Source organism: Sphingomonas sp. URJC2, from assembly GCF_059803575.1.
The window spans coordinates 77,692-101,284 of sequence record NZ_JAPFGX010000002.1 but is presented as its reverse complement, the minus strand read 5'-3'; the positions used below and the strand labels follow the sequence as shown (position 1 = coordinate 101,284).

General features: G+C 69.4%; 23 protein-coding genes, 1 tRNA gene and 1 other RNA gene. 10 read left to right on the top strand and 15 right to left on the bottom strand.

All coding sequences use genetic code 11. The annotated features are described in order from the left end of the window. Nucleotides 1-33 precede the first annotated feature (33 nt). Nucleotides 34-909, top strand: a complete 876-nt coding sequence (locus OPU66_RS01870; protein WP_498551885.1) for a helix-turn-helix domain-containing protein — start codon at nucleotides 34-36, stop codon at nucleotides 907-909. Nucleotides 910-1,005: 96 nt separating this feature from the next. Here OPU66_RS01870 and OPU66_RS01865 read toward each other — a convergent pair whose 3' ends face one another. Next, complete coding sequence (locus OPU66_RS01865) at nucleotides 1,006-1,818, bottom strand: PEPxxWA-CTERM sorting domain-containing protein (protein ID WP_498551884.1); 813 nt, start codon at nucleotides 1,816-1,818, stop codon at nucleotides 1,006-1,008. Nucleotides 1,819-2,107: 289 nt separating this feature from the next. Between OPU66_RS01865 and truB the strand changes: the two genes are divergently transcribed. The 3 genes from truB (at nucleotide 2,108) to pnp (ending at nucleotide 5,799) form a co-directional block, all read left to right on the top strand. Continuing rightward, nucleotides 2,108-3,001 (top strand): tRNA pseudouridine(55) synthase TruB, encoded by an 894-nt coding sequence (gene truB / locus OPU66_RS01860; RefSeq protein WP_498551883.1) that lies wholly within the window; start codon nucleotides 2,108-2,110, stop codon nucleotides 2,999-3,001. Nucleotides 3,002-3,015: 14 nt separating this feature from the next. Beyond that, complete coding sequence (rpsO, locus tag OPU66_RS01855; RefSeq protein WP_160593724.1) at nucleotides 3,016-3,285, top strand: 30S ribosomal protein S15; 270 nt, start codon at nucleotides 3,016-3,018, stop codon at nucleotides 3,283-3,285. 204 nt (nucleotides 3,286-3,489) lie between these two features. After that, nucleotides 3,490-5,799, top strand: a complete 2,310-nt coding sequence (gene pnp, locus OPU66_RS01850; protein WP_498551882.1) for a polyribonucleotide nucleotidyltransferase — start codon at nucleotides 3,490-3,492, stop codon at nucleotides 5,797-5,799. Between the two features lie 278 nt (nucleotides 5,800-6,077). Here pnp and ssrA read toward each other — a convergent pair. Together ssrA and mscL are read right to left on the bottom strand one after the other, a co-directional pair. Beyond that, nucleotides 6,078-6,416: a transfer-messenger RNA gene (gene ssrA / locus OPU66_RS01845) on the bottom strand. A gap of 41 nt (nucleotides 6,417-6,457) precedes the next feature. Next, nucleotides 6,458-6,898 carry a large conductance mechanosensitive channel protein MscL gene (mscL, locus tag OPU66_RS01840; RefSeq protein WP_498551881.1) on the bottom strand — a complete coding sequence of 147 codons (441 nt, stop codon included), beginning with the start codon at nucleotides 6,896-6,898 and terminating at the stop codon, nucleotides 6,458-6,460. 133 nt (nucleotides 6,899-7,031) lie between these two features. Between mscL and OPU66_RS01835 the strand changes: the two genes are divergently transcribed. From OPU66_RS01835 to OPU66_RS01820, 4 genes are all read left to right on the top strand, one after another. Next, nucleotides 7,032-7,652 carry a LemA family protein gene (locus OPU66_RS01835; RefSeq protein ID WP_498551880.1) on the top strand — a complete coding sequence of 207 codons (621 nt, stop codon included), beginning with the start codon at nucleotides 7,032-7,034 and terminating at the stop codon, nucleotides 7,650-7,652. Nucleotides 7,653-7,747: 95 nt separating this feature from the next. After that, nucleotides 7,748-8,635, top strand: a complete 888-nt coding sequence (locus OPU66_RS01830) for a TPM domain-containing protein (protein ID WP_498551975.1) — start codon at nucleotides 7,748-7,750, stop codon at nucleotides 8,633-8,635. After that, a complete protein-coding gene (locus OPU66_RS01825; RefSeq protein WP_498551879.1) occupies nucleotides 8,635-9,303 on the top strand; it encodes a TPM domain-containing protein in 669 nt (222 codons plus the stop codon). The genes OPU66_RS01830 and OPU66_RS01825 overlap by 1 nt, the downstream gene beginning before the upstream one ends. Beyond that, entirely contained in the window at nucleotides 9,300-9,833 is a 534-nt protein-coding gene (locus OPU66_RS01820) for an NUDIX hydrolase (protein ID WP_498551878.1), read from the top strand. The genes OPU66_RS01825 and OPU66_RS01820 overlap by 4 nt, the downstream gene beginning before the upstream one ends. Before the next feature lie 19 nt (nucleotides 9,834-9,852). Here OPU66_RS01820 and OPU66_RS01815 read toward each other — a convergent pair whose 3' ends face one another. From OPU66_RS01815 to OPU66_RS01790, 6 genes are all read right to left on the bottom strand, one after another. Beyond that, on the bottom strand, nucleotides 9,853-10,134 hold the full coding sequence (locus OPU66_RS01815) for an NADH dehydrogenase ubiquinone Fe-S protein 4 (protein ID WP_498551877.1): 282 nt from the start codon (nucleotides 10,132-10,134) through the stop codon (nucleotides 9,853-9,855). A 32-nt stretch (nucleotides 10,135-10,166) separates the two neighbouring features. Next, entirely contained in the window at nucleotides 10,167-12,641 is a 2,475-nt protein-coding gene (gene hrpB / locus OPU66_RS01810) for an ATP-dependent helicase HrpB (RefSeq protein WP_498551876.1), read from the bottom strand. A gap of 251 nt (nucleotides 12,642-12,892) precedes the next feature. Then, entirely contained in the window at nucleotides 12,893-13,321 is a 429-nt protein-coding gene (locus OPU66_RS01805; protein ID WP_498551875.1) for an ExbD/TolR family protein, read from the bottom strand. 16 nt (nucleotides 13,322-13,337) lie between these two features. Then, entirely contained in the window at nucleotides 13,338-13,814 is a 477-nt protein-coding gene (locus OPU66_RS01800) for an ExbD/TolR family protein (protein WP_498551874.1), read from the bottom strand. Nucleotides 13,815-13,891: 77 nt separating this feature from the next. Next, the gene (locus OPU66_RS01795) at nucleotides 13,892-14,683 is read right to left on the bottom strand and encodes a MotA/TolQ/ExbB proton channel family protein (protein ID WP_498551873.1); all 792 of its coding nucleotides are present in this window, start codon (nucleotides 14,681-14,683) and stop codon (nucleotides 13,892-13,894) included. A gap of 66 nt (nucleotides 14,684-14,749) precedes the next feature. Then, nucleotides 14,750-15,406 (bottom strand): energy transducer TonB, encoded by a 657-nt coding sequence (locus OPU66_RS01790; RefSeq protein WP_498551872.1) that lies wholly within the window; start codon nucleotides 15,404-15,406, stop codon nucleotides 14,750-14,752. A gap of 230 nt (nucleotides 15,407-15,636) precedes the next feature. Here OPU66_RS01790 and OPU66_RS01785 point away from each other — a divergent pair, with 230 nt between their 5' ends. Continuing rightward, nucleotides 15,637-16,482 (top strand): hypothetical protein, encoded by an 846-nt coding sequence (locus OPU66_RS01785; protein ID WP_498551871.1) that lies wholly within the window; start codon nucleotides 15,637-15,639, stop codon nucleotides 16,480-16,482. Nucleotides 16,483-16,542: 60 nt separating this feature from the next. Here OPU66_RS01785 and OPU66_RS01780 read toward each other — a convergent pair whose 3' ends face one another. From OPU66_RS01780 to OPU66_RS01765, 4 genes are all read right to left on the bottom strand, one after another. Beyond that, the gene (locus OPU66_RS01780; RefSeq protein WP_498551870.1) at nucleotides 16,543-16,956 is read right to left on the bottom strand and encodes a dihydroneopterin aldolase; all 414 of its coding nucleotides are present in this window, start codon (nucleotides 16,954-16,956) and stop codon (nucleotides 16,543-16,545) included. A gap of 51 nt (nucleotides 16,957-17,007) precedes the next feature. Then, nucleotides 17,008-19,272: a S9 family peptidase gene (locus tag OPU66_RS01775; protein ID WP_498551869.1), complete on the bottom strand. Its 2,265-nt coding sequence runs from the start codon at nucleotides 19,270-19,272 to the stop codon at nucleotides 17,008-17,010. A 51-nt stretch (nucleotides 19,273-19,323) separates the two neighbouring features. After that, nucleotides 19,324-20,838 (bottom strand): DUF389 domain-containing protein, encoded by a 1,515-nt coding sequence (locus tag OPU66_RS01770; RefSeq protein ID WP_498551868.1) that lies wholly within the window; start codon nucleotides 20,836-20,838, stop codon nucleotides 19,324-19,326. 120 nt (nucleotides 20,839-20,958) lie between these two features. Continuing rightward, nucleotides 20,959-21,033: transfer RNA gene (locus tag OPU66_RS01765), tRNA-Thr, on the bottom strand. An 81-nt stretch (nucleotides 21,034-21,114) separates the two neighbouring features. Here OPU66_RS01765 and OPU66_RS01760 point away from each other — a divergent pair. Next, the gene (locus OPU66_RS01760) at nucleotides 21,115-21,267 is read left to right on the top strand and encodes a hypothetical protein (protein ID WP_498551867.1); all 153 of its coding nucleotides are present in this window, start codon (nucleotides 21,115-21,117) and stop codon (nucleotides 21,265-21,267) included. A gap of 24 nt (nucleotides 21,268-21,291) precedes the next feature. On the opposite strand, the gene OPU66_RS01755 is transcribed toward OPU66_RS01760, so the two are convergent. Further along, nucleotides 21,292-23,073 (bottom strand): aminopeptidase P family protein, encoded by a 1,782-nt coding sequence (locus tag OPU66_RS01755; protein WP_498551866.1) that lies wholly within the window; start codon nucleotides 23,071-23,073, stop codon nucleotides 21,292-21,294. Between the two features lie 139 nt (nucleotides 23,074-23,212). Next, the gene (locus tag OPU66_RS01750) at nucleotides 23,213-23,578 is read right to left on the bottom strand and encodes a hypothetical protein (RefSeq protein WP_498551865.1); all 366 of its coding nucleotides are present in this window, start codon (nucleotides 23,576-23,578) and stop codon (nucleotides 23,213-23,215) included. Nucleotides 23,579-23,593: the final 15 nt, after the last annotated feature.

Sequence of the window (23,593 nt, the reverse complement as noted above, 5' to 3'; positions counted from 1 at the left end):
AAGGTTAATCCGGGCGCGAACCCAACAGGGGCGATGATGAGCGAAAACGAGGCGGTGGGCGATGCGGACCGGGCGGGCGAGCGCCTCAGGGCCGCGCGCGAGGCGGCGGGGCTGAGCCTTGCCGATATCGCCGCGCGCACCCGGGTGACGCAGCGTCATCTGGAAGCGATCGAGGCCGATGATTTCGGGTCGCTGCCCTCGCCCACCTACAGCGTCGGCTTTGCCCGCGCTTACGCCCGTGCGGTTGGCGCGGACGAGGTGGTGATCGCCGCATTGGTTCGCGGCCAGCTGGAAGGCGGGCTGCGCGCCCGGCAGGAAAGCCTCGATCTCGCCCCCGCCGATCCGGCGCGGGTGCCGCCGCGCGGCCTGGCCTGGACCGGGCTGATCCTCGTGCTGCTGCTGGTCGGCGGCTATGTGCTGTGGCGCAGCGACTGGCTGGCGCGCAGCGCCGGGACCGGGACCGACATCGCCGCCGCGCCCGCCCAGCCCGAACCGGCGGCATTGCAGTCACCCGCCGCCCCGCCCCCGGCGGCGGCCGCCCCTGCCCCCGCCACCGGCCCGGTCGTGCTGACCGCCACCGATATCGTCTGGGTGCGCATCACCGATGCCAGCGGCAAGCGCCTGTTCGAAAAGGAAATGCAGCCGGGCGAACGCTATAAGCTGCCCGACGGGGCCGAGGCCCCGGCGATCACCACCGGCCGCCCCAACATGCTGAAGGTGACACTGGGCGACACCGAAATCCCGCCGCTCGGCGAACCGGAAAAGCGGATCAAGAATGTGCCGCTGACCGCCGAGGCGCTGCGCGCGCGCCTTGCCGCAACCGCACCGGCAACGCCTGCCGGCACCCCCGCTGCAACACCGGCACCCGCGCTGGCCCCTACACCGACCCCGGCACCGGCCGGCGCCTGACCTCCGGCCGCACCGGCACCGCATGATCGCCTGACGGAAAAGGCCGCCCACCGCCGGACGCGGTGAACGGCCTTTCGGATCATGCGCGGATCGCGGTCAGGCGAGCACGCGCACCCGCCGCCGGCGCGCCGCCGCCCCGGCCACGCCCATGCCGGCGATGAACATCGCCCAGGTCGCGGGTTCGGGGATCGGCGCCTGGGCATCGGCAAACCGCGCCGCCAGCGTGAAATCATCGATCGCCAGCCCGTCATCGGCACCGCTCGCGTCGAAATCGACGAAGCGGAAGCTGATGTTCGGCCCGCCCGCTGCCAGGTTCAGCCCGTCGAGCGTGTGCGCCAGCACGACGCGGTTCGCCGCCGCATTGCCGTTGAGCGCGCCCACAGAGCCCGTCGTCACCGGCGCGGTGAAGGTGAGCGCGGCAATGTCGGTCCAGCTGCCATTGGTCAGCGTCGTCGCATCCAGGCTGAACTGCACGGTCAGCCGGTCGACGCGCCCCAGCGTCCCTAGCCGCCATTGTTCGCCGGCAAAGCCGATGTCGAAGCCGGTGATCGTGCGGCCGGTGTCGTTGTTGAACACCACGCCAAACAGCGGCGCGAGACTGCCCGAACGCAGCCCGCCCAGCGCCCGTTCGGTCGCGCCGGCCGCGCCGAAGCTGTAAGTATCGCCGGCATTGGCGCTGCCGGTGGTGGCGGTGTAGCGATTGTCGGCATTGGCGAGGGTTTCGGCGAGCACCCAGCCGGTGGGCAGCGCGTTGCTGGTGCCGGTGCTGGCGAGCGTGTCGAAATCCTGCGCATAGCTGCCAGTGCCGGTCAGCACGACGACGGCGGAGGCCGGTGCGGTCAGGGCCGGCAGCACGGCCACCCCAGCCGCGAGCGCCACCCGGCCCGGGCGCGCGATCCAGTTGAACATGACGATACCCCTTTGCTGCGGCACCGGCGGATGGCCGGGCCGGGCATCGCTATGCGCGCGGGCGATGACGGAACGATGGCAGTCCGCGTGATTTCCTGCCGCGTCGTTAACCATGTCCCGTCGCGGGACGGTCTTTGGAGACAAACAACGAGATGTCTGCCGGTCGCATTTTCCGGGCCGCCGGGTGATTTCACCCGGCTCGAAAATGCGCGCTGTCATGGGTCGCCGCATTTTCCGGGCCGCCGGGTGATTTCACCCGGCTCGAAAATGCTCTAGGGGCCCGCCGATCATGCATGGCTGGATCATTCTCGACAAGCCGCTTGGGCTCGGCTCCACCCAGGCGGTGAGCGCGGTCAAGCGCGCGCTCCGCGCCGGCGGCTATCCGCGCCTCAAGGTCGGCCATGGCGGGACGCTCGATCCGCTTGCCTCGGGCGTGCTGCCGGTCGCGGTCGGGGAAGCGACCAAGCTTGCCGGGCGGATGCTCGACAGCGACAAGATCTACCGGTTCACCATCTGCTTCGGCGCGCAAACCGACACGCTCGATGCCGAAGGGCGGGTGGTGGCCGAGTCAGCGGTGCGGCCGATGGCGGCCGCACTGGCCGCCGCCGCCGCTGCCCTCAGCGGTCCGATCGATCAGCTGCCGCCCGCCTATTCGGCGCTGAAGGTAGATGGCGCGCGCGCCTATGACCTTGCCCGGGCGGGGGCCGAGGTCGTGCTCGCGCCCCGCCGCGTCACCATCCATGCGCTCACCCTCGATCCCGGCACGCCCGACGGGCCGCTCGATCAGGCGAGCTTTACCGCCCATGTGTCCAAGGGCACCTATATCCGCAGCCTCGCGCGCGATCTGGCGCAGGCGGTCGGCACGGTCGGCCATGTCACGATGCTGCGCCGGATCAAGGCGGGGCCGTTCGGGCTGGACCACGCGATTTCGCTGGACAAACTGGCCGATGCCGCTATGGCCCACGCGCTTGAAGACGTTTGCCTGCCGCTGAGGGCGGGGCTGGACGACATCCCGGCTCTTTCCCTCACCCCCGATCAGGCAGGGCTGCTCCGTTCGGGGCAGGTCGTGGTCGGGATCGCCGCACCCGATGGCCAATGCTTTGCGATGCTGGGCGACACGCCCGTGGCGCTGGCCGAGGTCGAAGGGAACCGCCTGAAGGTGGTGCGCGGCTTTAACCTCTAGATGAAAGGACGACGATGTCGATCACTGCTGAGCGCAAGGACGCGCTGATCAAGGACAATGCCCGCGCCTCGGGCGATACCGGTTCGCCGGAAGTGCAGGTCGCGATCCTGACCGAGCGCATCGCCAACCTGACCCAGCACTTCAAGACCCATGCGAAGGACAATCATTCGCGCCGCGGTCTGCTGATGCTGGTCAACAAGCGCCGCAGCCTGCTCGACTATCTGCGCAAGAAGGATGCCGAGCGCTATCAGGCGCTGATCGCCAAGCTGGGGCTTCGCAAATAATCTTCCCAAAAGGCGCCCCACGGGGCGCCTTTTGTCATATCGGGCAAAGCTGGTATGACGGATCGGCGGGCGCGGCTGCGTCCGCCGCACGCGTCTGAACTGCGGACGCGAGAAGAGGGCCGGCAATAAGGCCGCCCCTCTTGGGCCATATCCGGCCCAATCACAGGCCCCGGCCGCATGGGGCGGCCGGATGAAGGAAATCAGATGTTCAACAAGAAGACTGTCGAAATCGAGTGGGGCGGAAAGACCCTGACACTCGAAACGGGCCGCGTTGCCCGCCAGGCTGACGGCGCGGTGCTCGCGACGCTCGGCGAAACCGTGGTCCTGTGCGCGGTCACCGCTGCCAAGTCGGTCAAGGAGGGGCAGGATTTCTTCCCCCTGACCGTCCATTATCAGGAAAAATACGCCTCCGCCGGGCGCATCCCGGGCGGCTTCTTCAAGCGCGAACGCGGCGCGACGGAAAAAGAGACGCTGGTCTCGCGCCTGATCGACCGTCCGATCCGCCCGCTGTTCCCCGAAGGTTTCTACAACGAAATCAACTGCATCGCGCAGGTGATGTCGTATGACGGCGAAAACGAGCCCGACATTCTGGCGATGATCGCCGCCTCGGCCGCGCTCACTCTGTCGGGCGTGCCCTTCCTTGGCCCGATCGGCGCGGCGCGGGTCGGCTACAAGGACGGCGAATATCAGCTGAACCCGACCGATGCCGACGTCGAGGCCGGGGTGCTCGATCTGGTCGTCGCCGGCACGCATGACGCGGTGATGATGGTCGAATCCGAAGCCAAGGAGCTGTCGGAAGACATCATGCTCGGCGCGGTCATGTTCGGCCACCGCGAGATGCAGAAGGTGATCAACGCGATCATCGATCTCGCCGAACAGGCGGCCAAGGACCCGTGGGACATGGCGCCCCAGGCCGATCAGAGCGCGATGAAGGCGAAGCTGAAGGCGCTCATTGGTGCCGATATCGCCGCCGCCTACAAGCTGACCAACAAGTCGGAACGCGCCCAGGCGCTGGGCGACGCCCGCGCCAAGGCGAAGGCGGCGTTTGCGGACGAAAATCCGCAGGACCAGATGGCGGCGATCAAGCTGGTCAAGAAGCTCGAAGCCGATATCGTCCGCCAGGCGATCCTGAAGGAAGGCCGCCGCATCGACGGCCGCAACACGCGTCAGGTCCGCCCGATCGAGGCGATTGCCGGCTTCCTGCCGCGCACCCATGGCTCGGCGCTGTTTACCCGCGGCGAGACGCAGACCATCTGCACGACCACCCTTGGCACCAAGGATGCCGAGCAGATGATCGATGGCCTCAATGGCCTGCATTACCAGCATTTCATGCTGCACTATAACTTCCCGCCCTATTCGGTGGGCGAGGTCGGCCGCTTCGGCGCGCCCGGCCGGCGCGAAATCGGCCATGGCAAGCTGGCCTGGCGCGCGCTGCATCCGGTGCTGCCGACCAAGGAGGAGTTCCCCTACACGGTCCGCGTCACCAGCGACATCACCGAATCGAACGGCTCGTCGTCGATGGCGACGGTGTGCGGCGGTTCGCTGTCGCTGATGGATGCCGGCGTGCCGATCAAGCGGCCGGTGTCGGGCATCGCCATGGGCCTGATCCTCGAAGGCAAGGATTTCGCGGTCATCAGCGACATTCTGGGCGACGAAGATCATCTGGGCGACATGGACTTCAAGGTCGCCGGCACGTCCGAAGGCATCACCAGCCTGCAGATGGACATCAAGATCGCCGGCATCACCGAAGAGATCATGAAGGTCGCGCTCGAACAGGCGCATGAAGGCCGTGCCCACATTCTGGGCGAAATGGCGAAGGCGCTGGGCGAAACCCGCACCGAGCTGTCGGCCCATGCGCCGCGCATCGAGACGATCAGCATCGACAAGTCGAAGATCCGCGACGTGATCGGCACGGGCGGCAAGGTGATCCGCGAGATCGTGGCCACCACCGGTGCCAAGGTCGACATCGACGACGAAGGCGTGATCAAGATCTCCTCGGCCGACCTGTCGCAGATCGAAGCCGCCAAGGCGTGGATCCTCGGCATCGTCGAGGAACCGGAAATCGGCAAGATCTACACCGGCAAGGTCGTCAACATCGTCGATTTCGGCGCGTTCGTGAACTTCATGGGCGGCCGCGACGGGCTGGTGCACGTCTCTGAAATCAAGAATGAGCGTGTCGCCAATGTCGGCGATGTCCTGTCCGAAGGGCAGGAAGTGAAGGTCAAGGTGCTCGAGATCGACAATCGCGGCAAGGTCCGCCTGTCGATGCGCGTCGTCGACCAGGAAACCGGGGCCGAGCTTGAAGACACCCGCCCGGCCAAGCCGCCGCGCGAGGACCGTGGCGAGCGCGGCGAACGCGGCGACCGGCCCAAGCGTGACGGCGACCGCCGCCGCGACGGTGGCCGGGGCGGCCGTGACCGGGGCGACCGTCCGCGCCGCGAACGCAGCGAAGGCGGTGCGGAAGGCAGCGAGCCCGAGTTCGCGCCGGCCTTCCTGACCGGCGGCGACGACTGAGGATCGGCCCGCACCGGCCGGGCACCGGAGCGCAACCGCGCCCCTGCCCGGCCGGTGCGGCCGGCCACAGAGTTGGCCCCAGAGTAAAGAAAAAGGCGCAGCACCCCCGCGGTGTTGCGCCTTTTTCTTTGGCGCAGGTCGCGCATCCCGGCGCGGCACCGGCGCTGCTCGCCAATGGCCGGGGACAAGGCGGGGCGATGCCCCTGAACAGGGGCCGGGCTGCCGATGGGTGCTAGAAAAGTGGGAGGCTTCTGTTGCCCGGTGCCTCCCAAACCGCTGGAATCCGCTTCTGTTGCCCGGTGCGGCCCGGACCGCGCTATAGCCTTGTAACCTTATCCCCAGGGGGGACTTAGTTACGCAGCAAGAGCGAGCGCCTCGTTGTCGTTGGCACTTGTGTTATGGGCCGTTGCGGTGGTCCCATTCCGGGCGAAAACAGCGCTTTTCAACACACGTCGATCCTGGTTCGGCCCCGTCAGGATCCGCGCTGCCGCGGATTCTGGTGGAGCCGCCGGGTACTGCCCCCGGGTCCGCTGCGCCTATTGAACGCCGCAGTTTATCGCCATAGCCGGCAAGCCGGCACCGGCAGATATAGGCATTCCGCCGCGGATGTGAAGCCGCCCCCGGCCCGGATGGCCGGGGCCGGCATGTTTGCCGGGGCTCAGCCCTCGCCCCCCGGCGGGGTGCCGCGTTCCTTGAGCAGGTCGCGGATCTCGCGCAGCAGCACGACATCTGCCGGATCGGCGGCGTCGACCGCGCGCTTGAGCGCCTTGTTCGCCACCCGCACCAGCAGGAAGATGATGAAGGCGAGAATGACGAAGTTGACCGCCTGGGTCAGAAACGCGCCATAACCGAACAGCGGCACCCCGGCCTTTTTGAGCGCGACATAGTCGGTCGATCCGGCCAGTTCGGCAGGCACCGGGCCGAGCGCGATGAAATAGCTGGAGAAATCCAGCCCGCCAAACACCGCGCCGATTGCCGGCATCAGCAGATCGTCGGTCAGGGAGGCGACGATCTTGCCGAACGCCGCGCCGATGATCACGGCCACTGCCAGGTCGAGCACATTGCCCCGGTTGATGAACGCCTTGAACTCCTGAAGCATGATCCCCCTTCTCCCCGAAACCGGTTGCACCACAGACCCCGGACAGTGCGATTATCGGGCCGGGCAAGGCAAGGACGATTGCGCAGGGCGGCTGCCGCCCCTAATTCTCATGCCGTTCCATCTGGAGGACCGCATGACCCGTCGTCGCCTGTCTGCCCCGCGAATCGCCCTCGCGCTTGCCCTTGCCATGCCGATGACGCTCGGCCTGTCGGCCTGCGGGATCAACAGCGTGCCGACGGCCGAGGAAAATGTGAAGGCGCGCTGGGCCGATGTGCAGGCCCAGTATCAGCGCCGCGCCGATCTGGTGCCCAATCTGGTCGCCACCGTGCGCGGCGCGGCGGCATCGGAAGAACGCATCCTGACCAACGTCACCGAGGCGCGCACCAATGCGACGCGCATCAGCGTGACGCCCGAACAGCTGTCGGACCCGGCGGCGATGAAGTCGTTCAGCGAGGCGCAGGCGCGGCTGTCGGCGGCGATCCTGCCGCTCCAGCGGCTGCAGGAAGCCTATCCGCAGTTGCAGAGCCAGGGCAATTTCACGACGCTGATGGCGCAGCTCGAGGGCACCGAAAACCGCATCACCGTGGCGGTGCGCGACTATAACGAGGCGGTGCGCGACTATAACACCCGCATCCGCACCTTCCCCGAAATGATCGGGGCCAAGCTTGTCCATGGTGCCAAGCCGCTCCAGCCGTTCCAGGCGACGACGCCGAACGCCGATCAGGCGCCCAAGGTCGATTTCGAAAGCAAGTGAGGATCGCCGGCCCGACCGTCCGCCCTGCCCGGCCGGCCGGCCGGGCGCTGCTGCCCACGCTGCTGCCCACGCTGCTGATCGCCGCATTGCTGGTGATGGCCGGCCTGATGCTGGCCAGCCTTATGCCGGCCGGGGCGGCGCGGGCGCAGAGCTTCCCGGCCTTTACCGGCCTGGTCGTCGATGCAGCGGACGTGATCCCCGCCGACCGTGAGGCGGCGCTCAAGGCCAGGCTGGAGGCGTTCCAGCAAAAGACCGGGCGGCAGCTTGTCGTCGCGACGCTTGCCGATCTGCAGGGCTATCCGCTCGACGATTATGGCGTGCGGCTGGGCCGCGCCTGGGGCGTCGGGCTGAAGGGCGCCGACAATGGCGTGCTGCTGCTCGTCGCGCCGCGCGAGCCCAAGGGTCAGCGCGGCCCGCGCATCGAGGTCGGCTATGGGCTGGAACCGGTGCTGACCGACGCGCTGTCGAGCATCATCATCCGCGAAACGATGATGCCGCTGCTGCGCAACGGCGGCGACGTGCCCGGCGCGCTGGAGGCCGGGGCCGATGCGATCATCGCCCAGCTGTCGCTGCCCGATGACGAGGCCAAGGCGAAGCAGGATGCGGCGATCAAGGCGTTCGATGCCAAGAATGCGCGCCGCGCGCGCAGCGGTGACGGCTTTCCGGTCGGGCTGATATTCTGGGTGCTCGTCGCCGGTTTCGTCATCCTCGCCATGCGGCGCGGGGCGGGCAAGGGCAAGCGCGCCGGGCCATGGGGCGCGTCGCGGCGCTATCGCGGCAAAAAGGGCGATGATGACTGGCCGATCTGGCTGTGGGTGGCGAGCGAGATCGCCGAGAGCGCGGCGCGCAGCCGGGGCGGCAGCGGCGGGTTCGGTTTCGGCGGCGGCGATTCGGGCGGCAGCGACGGCAGCTGGCTGGGCGGCGGCTTTACCGGCGGCGGGGGCGGATCATTCGGTGGCGGCGGCGCTTCGGGGGACTGGTGATGCTGACTGAGGCCGATCATGACCGGGTGGCAGCCGCGATCCGCGCCGCCGAGGCGAATACCGATGGCGAAATCGCCGTCGTCGTCGCGCCCGAATCCGACAGCTATGCCGATGGGGTGCTGCACTGGGCGCTGCTGCTGGCGCTGCTGCCGCTCGCACTCGCCGCATCGGTGCCGGCGCTGCTCGTCCATGCCGCCGGGCTGTTCCATCCCGCCTGGGGCGATGCGCCGCCGCTGGCGCTGATGCTCGGGCTGCTGATGGCGGCCGCGGTGCTGTGTTTTCTGGCCGGGCGGTTCCTGTTTGCCGTGCCGGGCATCAAGCAGGCGCTCATCCCTCATGCCACCAAGGCACGGCGGGTGCGGCGGCGGGCGATCATGATCTTCCGCGTCGGCACCGAGCAGCGCACCGCGACGCGCACCGGCGTGCTGCTTTATCTCAGCCTGTTCGAGCACCGGGCGGAAATCGTCGCCGACCAGCAGATCCAGCGGCTGATCGCCGGCGAGGAATGGGGCGAGGCGATGGCCGCGCTGCTGACCGGGCTGAAGGCCGGGCGGCCGGGCGACGGCATTGCCGATGCGGTGGCGGCGATCGGCGCGGTGCTCGCCCGCCATATGCCGCACAGCGGGCGCGACCCGAACGAGCTGCCCGACCGGATGATCCAGCTGTGAGCGCGGCCGCCCCCGGCGACGCGCCCCGGATCGTCTGGTCCGGCCAATATATCGTCACCAAGACGCTTGGCCGCTGGGAGTTTGTCGGCCGCGCGCGCGGCATCGGCGCGGCGGTGATCCTTGCCATCGATGCCGAGGATCATGTGCTGCTGGTCGAGCAATATCGGGTGCCGCTCGGCGCGCCGTGCATCGAGCTGCCCGCCGGGCTGGTCGGCGATGTCGTTGCGGGCGAGGATGTCGCAACCTCGGCAGCGCGCGAGCTTGAGGAGGAGACCGGCTATCGCCCCGGTCGGGTCGAGACTGTCGGCGAATTCGCCTCTTCGCCGGGCATGGTCTCGGAAACCTTCACGCTGGTGCGCGCGCATGATCTGGTCAAGGTCGGCGATGGCGGCGGCGAGCCGGGGGAAGGCATCACCATCCACCGCGTCGCGCGCGCCGACCTGCCCGGCTTTGTCGCCGCCGCACGGGCACGCGGCTGCCGGATCGACGTCAAGCTGTTGCTGCTGCTCGGCGCGGCGATTGCCGGCTGATGTTCAGCCAACGCGCCCGTCAGCGGAAATTGTCGGCGTAGGCCTGGAGCTTGAGCTTGGGCTGCGGCGCGGGGACGACATGCGCGTCGATGCCGTGGCGCGCGGCATAGGCACGCGCGGCATCCACGCTCGGGAAGCTGAGCCGCACCTGATGCTGGGTGTCGAGCGACCCGTTCCAGCCGGTCAGCGGATCGACCGGCATCGCCGCGTCCGACATGAACTCGAGGACCCATGCCCCGGTGCGGGCGCGGCCCGACTGAGTGGCGTTCTTGCTGCGCTGATAGATGCGTGCCTGCGACATGGGCCTGCCTCTATCGCAAGCCTTGGCGCAACTCAACGCCCCCGGCTGCCGCCCCCGCCCGCCGGCGCGTCGCCGCCCGCCCGGCGCGCATCGGCGGCCTTGGTGCGCAGCGTGGCGCGCGCATCGGCGGGATTGTCGGGCCAGGGGTGGCGCGGATAGCGGCCGCGCATTTCCTTGGCGACCGCTGCCCAGCTGCCCGCCCAGAAGCCCGGCAGGTCGCGCGTCGTCTGGATCGGCCGCCCGGCCGGCGAGGTGAGGCTGAGGATCAGCGGCGTGTCGCCGATGCACGGATGGACGTTGAGGCCGAACACCGCCTGCACGCGCAGTTCGACGGTCGGCCCGGCCTCGGCGGCGTAATCAATGGCATGGCTGCTGCCTGCCGGCGACTGGAAGCTGGCGGGGGCAACGCGGTCGAGCCGGCGGCGCTCGTCCCAGTCCATCAGGTCATGGAGCGCGCCGGTCAGCTGGCCGGGATCGATCGCGTCGAGCCGCCGCTTGCCGGCGAGCAGCGGCACCAGCCATTGGTCAAGCGTCGCGCGCAGCCGCTCATCGCTCAGATCGACGCCGGCATGATGCGCCCGTGCGCGCAGCGCCCGCGCCGATGGCGGCCAGTCGAGCAGATCCAGCCCGCGTTCGGCAACGGCGTCGGCAAGCAGCGCGGCAATCGCCGCCGGATCGGCGCGGTCGTCCGGCCCGCTCGACAGGCGCACCGCGCCCAGCCGGCGTTCGCGCAGCGCCTGCACCGCACGGGTCGCCGGATCGAAGCGCAGCTGCTGCACCGTCTCGATCCGGTCGGCGAACAGCGCCTCGACCTCGGCGGCGGTCAGCGGCGCGGCCGACAGGATGCGCGCCCCCGCCGCCGTGCCCTGCACCTCGGCCACCGCCAGCCATTCGGCCCCGGCCAGCGACGATGCCGGATCGAGCCGGAATCCACGCCCCCCGGTGCTGATCCAGTCCACGCCATCGGCCGAGCGCCGCCGCGACAGCCGGTCGGGGAACGCCAGCGCCACCACCTGCCCCAGGCCGAGTGCCTCCGCGCCGTCCGCCCCCGTGCCCGCCAGCCTTGCCCAGCGCCGGGCAAGCCCGCGCGCGCCCTCCGCCCGCTGGCCACGCTCGCGCCGCCAGCGGGTGAGCCGCTGTTCCAGATCGGGGTCATTGCCGCCCAGCCCGCGTTCGGACAGCAGCACCGCCGCCTCGGCCGCCAGATCGCGGGCGCCACGCGCCACCGCCGCGACCAGCATATGGGCAAGGCGCGGCGGCAGCGGCAGTTCGGCGATGCGGCGGCCATGCGCGGTCACCCGGCCATCGGCATCGAGCGCATCGAGCCGCATCAGCCGCGCCCGCGCCTCGGCGACCGCAGCCTCGGGCGGCGGATCGAGCCAGCGCAGCGCGCGCGGATCGGCGACGCCCCAGATGGTCGATGCCAGCGTCAGCGCCGACAGATCGGCCTCGGCAATCTCGGGCGGGTCGAAGCGCGGCAGCCCGGCGGTCGCCGCCTCCTCCCACAGCCGATAGGCGGTGCCCGGCCCCTGCCGCGCCGCGCGCCCGGCGCGCTGGACGATCGCCGCCTGGCTGGCGCGTTCGGTCACCAGCCGCGTCACCCCCGCCGCCCGGTCATAGCGCGGCCGCCGCGCCAGCCCCGAATCGATGACGATGCGAACACCGTCGAGCGTCAGGCTGGTTTCGGCAATCGAGGTGGCGAGCACCAATTTGCGCCGCCCGGCCGGGGCCGGGGCGATGGCCGCGCGCTGCGCCGACGGGTCGATCTGGCCGTGCAGCCGGTGCAGATCGACGCCATCGGGCAATGCGTCCAGCCGCTCGGCCACCCGCTCAATCTCGGCGACGCCGGGCAGGAAAACGAGGATGCCGCCCGCCTCCTCGCGCAGCGCCGTGCGGATGGCGGCGGCGGCGGCGTCCTCGATCCGCTGATCCGGCCCGCGCCCCAGATGGACCAGCCGCAGATCATGGCTGCGCCCGGCGCTTTCGATCACCGGGGCATCGCCCAGCAGCGCGGCGAAGCCTGCGCCGTCGAGCGTCGCCGACATCGGCATCAGGCGCAGATCGGGGCGCAGCGCCGCCTGCGCGTCGAGCGCGAGCGCCAGTGCGAAATCGCTGTCGAGGCTGCGCTCATGCACCTCGTCGAACAGCACCGCCGACACCCCGGCCAGTTCGGGATCGGCCTGGATGCGGTTGACGAAAATCCCCTCGGTCAGGACGGTGACGCGCGTCACGGCCGAGCGTTTGCTGTCGAGCCGCGTCTGATAGCCGAAACGGCGGCCGACCGGCTCGCCGGCCATCTCGGCCATGCGCTCGGCCGCCGCACGCGCCGCCAGCCGGCGCGGCGACAGCAGCAGCACCTCGCCGCTGCACCAGCCCTGCCCGATCAGCGCTGGGGCGACCGCCGTGGTCTTGCCCGCGCCCGGCGGCGCGACAAGGACGGCGCTGTTGCGCACGGCAAGGGTGGCCAGCAGCGTGTCCAGCACATGATGGATGGGCAGGTCGTTCACCCGCCGCCCCCTAGAGCATTTTCAAGCCGGGTTGAATCACCCGGCGACCCGGAAAATGCGGTAAATCAAAGGCCCAGAGCGGCCGATCCGATGCAATCGGATCGGAAACCGCTCCAGGGCATTTTCAGGCCGAGGCGAAACACAAAGCAAACGGCCCGGTCGGCACAAAAAAAGGGCGGCCCCGCAGGACCGCCCCGGTTCTTCCGTCCGCCGGCACAGCCCCATTCCCCGGGGCCGCAGCCGGTCAACGATCAGAAATTGCCATATTGTTCGTTGCCGACGAAACCCATCTTGGTCACATCGGACTTCTTGATCACCGCGAGAACGCGGTCGACCACGTCATAGCGCGCATTCGCATCGGGCTGGACATGGAGTTCGGGTTCCGGGTTCATCGCCCGGGTCCGCTCCAGATACAGGCCGAGCGTCGCTTCGTCGATCGGCGCGCCGTTCCAGAGAATCTGGCCCGCCGGGTCGACCGAGACCTTGTTCTTGACCGGGTCGATCGGCGGGTTGTTCTTCTGGTTCGGGTCGTTGACCGGCAGGTCGATCTTCACCGCATGGGTCTGGATCGGGATGGTAATGATGAACATGATGAGCAGAACGAGCATGACGTCGATAAGCGGCGTCGTGTTCATTTCACCCATCGGCTCGCCGTCGTCGCGGCCGCCACTGATAGCCATCTGGACTGCTCCTGCCTTACAAGCGGGTGGTCGCGCCACCGGGCGCGGGCTCGGAGATGAAACCGACCCGGGCAAAACCGGCGCGCTGCATCGTGTAGATCGCTCCGCCGATGCACCGGTAAGGCGTCGCCACGTCACCGCGGATATGCACTTCCGGCAGCTCGAGATCCGGGTTGCCCGGCCCACCCTGGCGGTCGATTTCTGCCTTGAGCTTGATTACCGCGCGGTCCAGCAGCTCGTCCGCATTCACCAGCGTCTGGCCCCAATAGACCTCGCACTCACCGTTCACCGCCCGGATGGACAGCGAGACGTTTTCGGGCTTGGTCGTGGTCGGCTCGAGCCGCACATCGGGCAGCTTGACCTCGACCGTCTGGACCACGACGGGTACGGCGATCAGAAAGATGATGAGCAACACCAGCATGACGTCCACAAGGGGCGTCGTGTTGATGTCGGACATGGGGGAGTCGCTGTCGCCCCCGACTGCCATTGCCATGTTGAGTTATCCTGTCTGCGCCACCGGCGAACCGGCGGCGGGAGGCAGGCGGGTTTCCCCGCCTGCCCGACCGATGCTTAAGCCTTGGGCGCGGCGGCGGCCGGCGCAGCCGGCTTGGCGGCGGCAGTGGCCGGACGCGCGGCGACGGCAGTCTGCGGCTTCACCGCACCACCCGACATCATGTAGCCGAGCACGTCGTTCGAGAAGTCCGACAGCTCTTCCGAGATCGCCTTGTTGCGGCCCTGCAGCCAGTTGAAGGCGAGCACGGCCGGAACCGCGACGACGAGGCCGAGCGCGGTCATGATCAGCGCTTCACCGACCGGACCGGCAACCGCATCGATCGACGCCTGACCGGCAAGGCCGATCTTGATGAGCGCGCGGTAGATGCCGATGACGGTGCCGAACAGGCCGACGAACGGCGCGGTCGCGCCGACGGTGGCGAGGAAGGCGAGGCCGCCCGCCAGCTTCGACTTGATCATGCCCTGGCTGCGGTGGAGCGAGCCGTGCAGCCAGTCATGCGCTTCGACCGGGTCGGTCAGCTTGGTGTGCTGTTCCTGGGCGACGAGCGCGTCGTCGACGATCTGGCGATAGGCGCTGTTCTTGTCGAGCTTGTTGGCGCCGTCCTTCAGGCTGGTCATCGACCAGAAGCCCTGACGGACCTTCTTGCCCTGGTTGAGGATCTTCTGCTGCTCGAACAGCTTGGTGAACAGGATGTAGAACGACACGATCGACATGCCGACCAGGATGATGAAGGTCGACCAGGCGATCAGGCCGCCCTGCTCGAGCGCGGCCTGGAGACCATAGGGGTTTTCGCCCGCGGGGGCGCCGGCCGCCGCTTCGGCGGCGAAAAGAGCGATGTGGGTGAGCATTGTTCGAAACTTCCTCTAAAGATTTTTACCTGCCGGGGCGGCCCCGCTTGGGCGGGGCCTGCCGCCTTATTTCGGGATCTGCCAGCGGATCCGGCGCGACTGGGACGTGCGCATCGGGCTGCCATTCTCATCCTGCGCCGGGGTGTATTTCCCGCGGCGGGTGATGGCGCGGCAGGCCGCTTCGTCCAGGTCGGGCGAACCGCTCGAGCTGGTCACGCGGCAATTTTCCACGCGCCCCTGCTCGTTGATTTCCCAGCTGATGGCAGTCGTGCCTTCCCGCTCTTCACGCAGCGCGCGCGGCGGATAGTCGTCCTGGGTGACCCACTGTGCCGGATCGCCCTTTGCACCGGCAGCCTTGCTGATGCGCGGCGCGGGCGGGGGCGGGGGCGGGGCCGGACGGGGATCGGGCACGAACACCGGCGGCGGGTTCGGCTGCGACTGGATCACCGGAGCCTGCTGGACAGGCGTCTGGACGATCGGCGGCGGCGTCACCACGGGCGGCGGTTCGATCGGCTGATCGGGTGGCGGAGGCGGCGGTTCTTCCTCCTGAGGTGGCGGCTCTTCCTCAACTTCAAAAGTCTTCAGATCTTTGGCGACCTGCTTGATGACGTTGAAGGCAAGGCCGGTCACGAACGCGTAGCCAAGCGCCGCGTGGATCAGGATGACAATCCCGATCGACACGACCTTGCTACCGCTCAAGCCCTGTTTGTCAGCGTAGGCCATTCAGTAACGAGACTCCCTCTCGCGGCCTGGCCAGGCGCGAAGGGAGCGCAGGGCCGGTGCCGCAGTGATCGGTTCCGCCCTCCCTTATTTTCTTGTTAGGCAGAAGGCCGGTTTTCTATCGTCGCCCCCTGGGAGACGCAAACTCTTTGTCGTACGGATCGTACCTAGATCGGCCTTATGACGTTTTTGTGTGAGCCGCCCAGCCCCGCCCGCCGCAATTATGGAACGCCATGAATCGCTTGCATATCGCCCTTGCCGTTACGGCAATCGCCGCTTCCACCCCGCTTGCCGCGCAGTCCGTTGATCGGCCGCAGGGCTTTTTCGCCACTTATGCGGACCTTGCGGATCTGGGCATCGACGCCCCACTGGCCCTGATCGGCACAGTCCGGCGCGCCCAGCCACTGCCCCCCGAACTGTCTAACGGTGTCATGCCGGGATGCCAAAGGCTGCTGGTCGAGATCGATGTGTCGCGACTGATTCGCGGTATCGCCGGCCTGCCGCCCCGGCTGAGCTATCTGGCCGACATGCCGGTCGATTCGCGCGGCCGCGCGCCCAAGCTGCGCGGGCAGAGCCTGCTGATCTTCGCGCGGCCGGTGCCGGGGCGGACGGACATGATCCAGCTGGTCGCACCCGATGCGCAGCTGGCGGTCGACGCCGCGCAGCTCGCCCAGGCAGAAGCCATATTGGCCGAAAGCCGGCTGCCCGACGCGCCGCCGCGCATCACCGGCATCACCGGGGCTTTTCATGTGCCGGGCGCGCTGCCGGGGGAAAGCGAAACGCAGATCTTCCTTGCCACCGCCGACCGGCGGCCGGTGTCGCTGTCGGTGCTGCGCCGCCCCGGAGAGACGCCGCGCTGGGCGGTCGCGCTGGGCGAGATCGTCGATGAAGCCGCCGCCGCCCCGGCCCGCGACACTTTGCTGTGGTACCGGCTGGCCTGCGGCCTGCCCCCGGCCTTGCCCGAGGGGGCGGTCGGGCGTCTGAGCCGCAGCGAACAGGCGGCGGCACGCGCCGATTATGCGCTGGTGCTGTCAGGGCTGGGCCGGTGCGCGCGCAACCGGGGCGCGGTGGCCCCCTGAGCGGACGCCGGCCGACAGAACGGGCGGGGATGCGCGGCCAGCTGCCCGCCCGTTTTGCGGTCAGCGCGAGCTGATCTCGATGCCCACCGCGCGGCAATCGGGATAGACGTCGGGCTTGCGGGTGGCGACACGCAGGCCGATCACGCCCTTGCGCGCGGCGATCAGCGTGTAGATTTCGCGCGCCAGCGTTTCCTGCAGGTTGAAGCGCCGGCTGGTCGCCAGCCGCGTCACTTCGGTGCGCAGGAAATCATAATTCCACGCGCTCGCTTCCTCGTCCGTGTTGGGGAAGCTGGCGGGATCGATCTCGACATCGACGGTGACGAGCAGGCGCTGAGGCGTGCCAACCTCGAAATCGTGAAAGCCGATATCGACCGGCAGCTCGAAATCCTCGAGAAAGATACGGAAGCTGCGCGGCGCGAGCGCGGCCGGGACCAGCCCGTCAAGCGCAGGCAGCAGGGTGGCGGTGTCAGTCATGGCCCGGCCCTGTGACGCCTCGGGGCGCGGCGCGCAACCCCGGCACCATGGTTATTGTGCGCCGGCGCCCGCTGCTCCCGCCTCCGCCGGATCGCCCGTCGCCACCCGGTTGAGGAAGCGCTCGATCGTCCGCCACAGGTGCACGCTCACCCCCGGCCCGGCGACGCGGTGGCCGAAGCCCGGATAGACCATGGTTTCAAACGGCGTGCCGGCCGCCTGCAAACGCGCCATCAGCGCAGTCGAATTGTCGAACACCACATTGTCGTCGGCCATGCCGTGAATGAGCAGCAGCGGATCGGCGATGCGCCCGGCCTGATCGAGCGCCCCCGCCCGCACATAGGCGGCAGCATCCTGACGCGGATCGCCCAGATAGCGTTCGGTATAATGGGTGTCGTACAGCCCCCAGTCGGTCACCGGCGCGCCGGAAATGCCGGCGGCGAACGCGCCCGGCGCGGCCTGGAGCAGCTTCAGCGTCATATAGCCGCCATAGGACCAGCCATTGACGATGATCCGCGCCGGATCGACATCGGCCTGGGTCTTGAGCCAGGCAAGGCCGGCCAGCTGGTCGGCAACCTCGGCCTGGCCCAGCTTGCGGTGGATCGGCGCTTCGAACGCCTTGCCGCGATCGGGCGTGCCGCGATTGTCGATCGAAAACACGATCCAGCCCTTCTGCACCAGATATTGGTGGGTCAGGCTGTTCCATTCATTGACCACCTGCCGCCCGCCGCCCGGCCCGCCATAGACCTGGAAGAACACCGGGCGCGGCCCGGCAAAGCCGCGCGGGCGGAAGATCTTGTAATGCAGCACCTGCCCGTCGGCGGCCGTCAGCGTGCCGAAATCGGGGCGGACATGGCGGGCGAGATAGGGCTGATAGGGATGATCGCCCGCCAGCCGGTTTTCCTCGACCCAGGCGATGCGCTTGCCCTTGTCGTCGGCCAGATAGGTCTGGGGCGGCTGCACGGTGCTCGACCGGGTGACGATCAGCCGCTGCCCGGCGGCATCCATCGCCGCCTGATGGCTGAAGCCCGGCTCGGTCACGCGCACCGGATCGGCGCGGCCGGTGATCGACACCTGATAGACATGCCATTCGAGCGGCGTGTCGCGATTGGCGAGAATCCAGGCGCGGCCCGCCGCCTCGTCGACGCCCAGCAGCTTCTTCACCTGCCACGGGCCGCGCGTCAGCTGCGTCCAGCGGCCCTTGTCGAACCGGTAGAGATGGGCATGGCCGTCGCGCTCCGACGTCCACAGCAGCCCGCCGCCCGCCAGCGGGCGCAGATCGTCATTGAGATTGACCCAGGTCGCCGCCGTCTCGCTGAACAGCACGGTCGACGCACCGGTCGCAGGATCGACGCGCAGCAGGTCGAGCCGGGTCTGGTCGCGCGTCTGGCGCTGGACGAGCAGCGCCGAGCCGTCGGGCAGCCAGTTGACCCGCGCCAGATAGATATCCTCGTCCGCGCCCAGATCGACGCGCCGGGGTTCGCCGCCGGCCGCGTCGATCAGATACAGGCCGACGCGCGCATTGGCGGTGCCGGCGCGCGGATAACGCTGTTCGTAAACGCGGGTGCCGTCGGCACCGATGGCGGCGCGGGTGACGGTCGCGACCGGGGCCTCGTCGACGCGGGCGACGGCGATCATGCGGTCATCGGGCGACCACCAATGGCCGCGGGTCCGGTCGATTTCCTCCTGCGCGACAAACTCGGCCACGCCCCAGCTGAGCGTGCCGCCGCCATCTTTGGTCAGCGCGCGTTCGGTGCCGGTCTTCAGGTCATGGACGAACAGATTCTGGTCGCGCACGAACGACACAAAGCCGCCGCGCGGGCTGATCGTGCCGTCAAGCTCGCTGGTCGCGGTCGCGGTCAGCCGGCGCGGCTGCCCGCCCAGCGGCTGGAGATACAGATCGCCATCGACGGGCACGAGCAGGCTCTGCGCATCGGGTGCCCAGTCATAGGCGACGATGCCGGTCTGATCGGCGATGCGGGCGCGTTCGCGCTGCATCTTCTCCGCCTCGGACAGCGGGCCGCTGCCGCCCAGCGTGCGGCTGTCGACGATCATGCGCTGCGCGCCGGTGCGGGTGTCGACCGCCCACAGATCATAACGCTGCTTGTCGTCCGGCCGGTTGCGCAGCGCGCTCAGCCAGCGGCCATCGGGCGACAGGCGCAGCAGCCGGGGCGCAGGCCCGCCCAGCGCCGGATTGGCAAAGATCCGCTCAAGCGACAGCGCCGGGCCGGACGCGGCGGGATCGGCAGCTGGCGGGGCAGCGGCAAGCGCGCTGGCGGACAGGAGCAGGGCAAGAGCGGGGGGTGTGCGACGGATCATGATGCGGGTTATTGCGGGGCCGATGCGGCCGGGCAAGCCATTGCCGCCAGATTATTCCCCGCCCGCAGCAGCCGGATCGCCGCCCGCCGGTGCCCAGGAGACGCGCGAGCGGCCGGACGACGGTCCCGGTGCCACCTGCGCGCCCAGTTCGGCCAGCCGGGCGGCGAGCGGCTCCGCCCCCTCCCCGGCGAGCAGCACCGGGCGTTCCAGCCGCGCCGCCGCCCAGGCGATCAGGCCCAGCGCCTCTGCCTGATCCGCGGGCGGCGCATCGGTCAGCGCCGGCAGCGTGTCGACCGGCGGGGCGATCAGCACCGTCCAGCCCGGCAGCGCGGCGGCGGCCCGCGCCTCAAGCATCCGATAGGCGGCCAGCGTGGCACCGGGCAGCGCCGCCGCCCGCGCCCGCGCCACCCGGCGCTGCCGGTCGATCAGCACTTCCGTATCGGGCGCGCCCGCAACCAGCGCCAGCTGCGCCCGCACCTGCTGTTCGGCCGAATCATCGGCCTCGGCGCGGGCGGCGGCAAGCTGCGCCGCATCCGGGGCCCCTGCCCCCACCCGCACCTGATCCAGCGCCACCTCGACCTGCTGGCCGAGCCGGGCGGCGATCGCCGCCTCCGCGCGGCCGGCGGCATCGGCGCGCAGTTCGGGGGTGAACACCGTCGCCGATACGCGCAGCGGGCGGGCGTCGTGATCGATCACCAGCTGGGCGACGCGCGCCTTGTCGGCAAACTCGCGCGCAATCGCATCGCGCACCTGCCGCGCGGCAACCGATTCCTGCGCGATCCGGCTGAGCGACAGGCCAAGCGGCACCGACAGCCCGGCAAACACCGCGACGATCAGCCCCGCCTGCAGCCATGTCTGGCGTTCCGACAGCTTGTGCCCGAACCGGTAGAGCCGGGCGAGCGCCGCCGCGCTCAGGCTGATCGCCATCAGGTTGGTGAAGAACAGGAACGCGGCACCGCCAGCGATCGCCATATTGCCGGTCGCCAGCCCGAAGCCGACGGTTGCGAGCGGCGGCATCACCGCCACGGCAATGCCGACGCCGACCAACGTGCCCGACAGCCCCCGGATCAGCGCATAGGCCGCCGCCAGTCCCGACAGCATCGCCACGATCAGATCGAACAGATTGGGCCGGGTGCGTGCCGCAATCTCGGGCGTCACTTCGGTCAGCGGCGACATCAGCACGACCAAGGCGGCAAAGCAGACCGCCAGCCCGATCCCTGCCGCCAGCGCCAGCAGCGCCCGGCGCAGCAAGGCGAAATCGAACAGCGCCAGGCCGAAACCAAGCCCCAGAATCGGCCCCATCAGCGGCGAAATCAGCATCGCACCGATCACCACCGCCGGCGAGGACTGGAGCAGCCCCAAAATCGCGACACCGGCCGACATGACCGTCATGAACAGAAAAGGCGGGCCGATCACCGCATCGCGCTCGACGGTGGCCAGCACCGCGTCGTGCCGGACGCCCTGCGTCATTCGCTGCCGAAAGCCGGCCAGGCCCTGCGCCGTATCCATCGGCCCGGCCCGGTGTTGACTGGCCCCGGCCTGCTCAAGCGCGTCGATTGAGGTCATGCTGTCCCCGCCCCGCCATGATGTCGTGGCAACGGTCTGGCATATTCGTCACGCCGACAGAAGCGCCGGACAGCGCACCCCGGGGGGGGGGGGGGGGGAATGGCTGAGGGGGGGAGAAAATGGTGCTGCCGGCGAGGATTGAACTCGCGACCTCAGCCTTACCAAGGATGCGCTCTACCACTGAGCTACGGCAGCACGGCCCGACGGGCGAGGCGCGCACTTGGTTCAGCGGGCGGCTCTTGTCAAGCCATTGTTGCTGGCGCTAGCGCGGCGGCGATGGCTCAGGACGATGAACGCGCCCGGCGACTGGCCGCCGCGCTGCGCGAAAACCTCCGCAAACGCAAGGCGCAGGCCCGCGCAGCGACGACCGATGACGGCGGCGAACGCGACGCGCCGCCCGCGACGCCGCCGCGCAGCCCCGACGACTGACGGGGGGCTGCGCGAGCCGCTCCCTCAGACCGGCGCGCAGGCCGCCGTCAGCCAGGCCCGCGTCTCGCCTTCGACCAGCGGGCCGATCCGCGCCAGCACATCGGCGTGATAGGCGTTGAGCCAGTCGCGTTCGGCGGCGGTCAGCATATCGGCGTCGATCAGCGCCCGGTCGATGGGCGCGAAGGTCAGCGTCTCGAACCCCAGCATCTCGCGCTCCGCCCCGGCGACGCTGCGCGGGACGACCAGCACCAGATTCTCGATGCGGATGCCATAGTCGCCCGCCTTGTAATAGCCGGGCTCGTTGGACAGGATCATCCCCGCCGCCAGCGGCTCGTCGCCGCCGCCAAACGTCGCGATGCGCTGCGGCCCTTCATGCACCGACAGATAGCTGCCGACGCCGTGGCCCGTGCCATGGGCGTAATCCAGCCCCACTTCCCACAGCGGGCGGCGGGCAAAGGCGTCGATCTGCTGGCCGCGCGTGCCGCGCGGGAACAGTGCGGTCGCAATCGCGATATGCCCCTTGAGCACGCGGGTGAAGCGGTCGCGCATCTCGGCCGTCGGCGTGCCGATGATGACGGTGCGGGTGATGTCGGTGGTGCCGTCCTGATACTGGCCGCCCGAATCGACCAGATAGATGCCGTCCATCACGATCGGCCGGTCCGATTCGGCGGTCACCCGGTAATGCGGGATGGCGGCATTCGGCCCGGCGGCCGAAATCGTGTCGAACGACAGGTCGCGCAGGCAGCCGGTCGCCTCACGGAAACCGCGCAGCCGCTCCGCCGCCGACATTTCGGTCAGGCCGCCGCGCGGGGCCTCGATCGACAGCCAGTGCAGGAAGTTGACGATGGCGGCACCGTCGCGCGCCTGGGCGGCCTGATGCCCGGCGATTTCCACCGGATTCTTGATCGCCTTGGGCAGCACCGCCGGATCGCGCAGCGCCAGCGTGCGCGCCCCGCCCTGTTCCAGCCGGGCAAAGATCGCGGCCACCGCGCGCTCGGGGTCGACGGCCACGCGCTTGCCGGCAAAACCGCCAAGCGCCGCGGCAAAGGCCGCCCGGTCGTGCAGCCGCACCGCATTGCCGAGATGGCGGACGACATCATCGCCGACCTTTTCCGGGGCGACGAACAGATCGGCGGTGCCGTCGCGGTGGATCAGCGCATAGGCGAGCGCGACCGGCGTGCGCTCGACATCCTGACCGCGAATGTTGAACGCCCAGGCAATCGAATCGAGCGCCGACAGCACCACCGCATCGGCCCCACGCCCGGCCAGCCACTGGGCGATGTCGGTGCGCTTGTCGGCGGCGCTGCGCCCGGCATGGCTGTCGGGATGGACGATCAGCCGCGCCGCCGACGGGGCCGGCTGGTCCGGCCACACCGCATCGACCGGATTGGTGTCGACCGCGACCAGCTCCGCCCCGCGTTCGGCCAGCGCCGCCGATGCCGCCTCCACCCAGGCGCGGGTGTGCAGCCAGGGATCATAGCCGATGCGCGCCCCGCCCGGCGCATGCGCGCCCAGCCAGTCGGCGACGCTCGTCTCGGGCACCGACACATAGGCCCAGTGCGCGGGATCGACCTGCTCGCGCACCTGCAGCGTATAACGCCCGTCGATGAAGATCGCCGCTTCCTCGGGCAGCACGACCGCGGTGCCCGCCGAGCCCTGAAAGCCGGTCAGCCAGCCCAGCCGCTGGGCATAGGCGCCGACATATTCGCTCATATGCTCATCGGTCAGCGGCACGACGAAGCCGTCGAGCCGGTCGCGCTTCAACTGGTCGCGCAGCGCCGCCAGACGGGCTTCATAGGTGGACATCGGCACTCCTCCATCGATTTTGACAATGGATTTAGGCGCACCGGGCCGGTTCGTCACCCTTATTGGCGGTTACCGGAGGCTTGAAGCGCCGAATCGGGGCGGCGCAGGGCGACCGGCGCGCCCCGCCCGCCCCGTTCGGTCAGCGCAGCTGATCGCCGCCGCCGGCGCGTTCGGCCGCCTGATCCCCCCTGCCGGTCCCGTCACCGCCAGCATCAAAGCCGAACGCCGACCCGCCCTCGCCAGCCTCCCGACCGCCTGCATCCCGGCCGCCGGCGCCCAGACGCCCGTCGTCAATCTGGTCCATCAGCCGGTCATGCAGCAGCACCTTGCCCCGGTCGGCGAGTTCGCGCTGCCGCTCGCCCGCTTCCTCGAAGAACCGGCGCAACTCCTGGTCGTCGGCCGCGTCATCGGCATAGGTCCGGCAATTCTCGGCGCCCTGCAGCGCGTGGTAAAGCACCGCGACCATATTATAGATTTCGTCCCCGGTTCCGGTCATGCGTTCCATCGCTCGTCTCCCGAC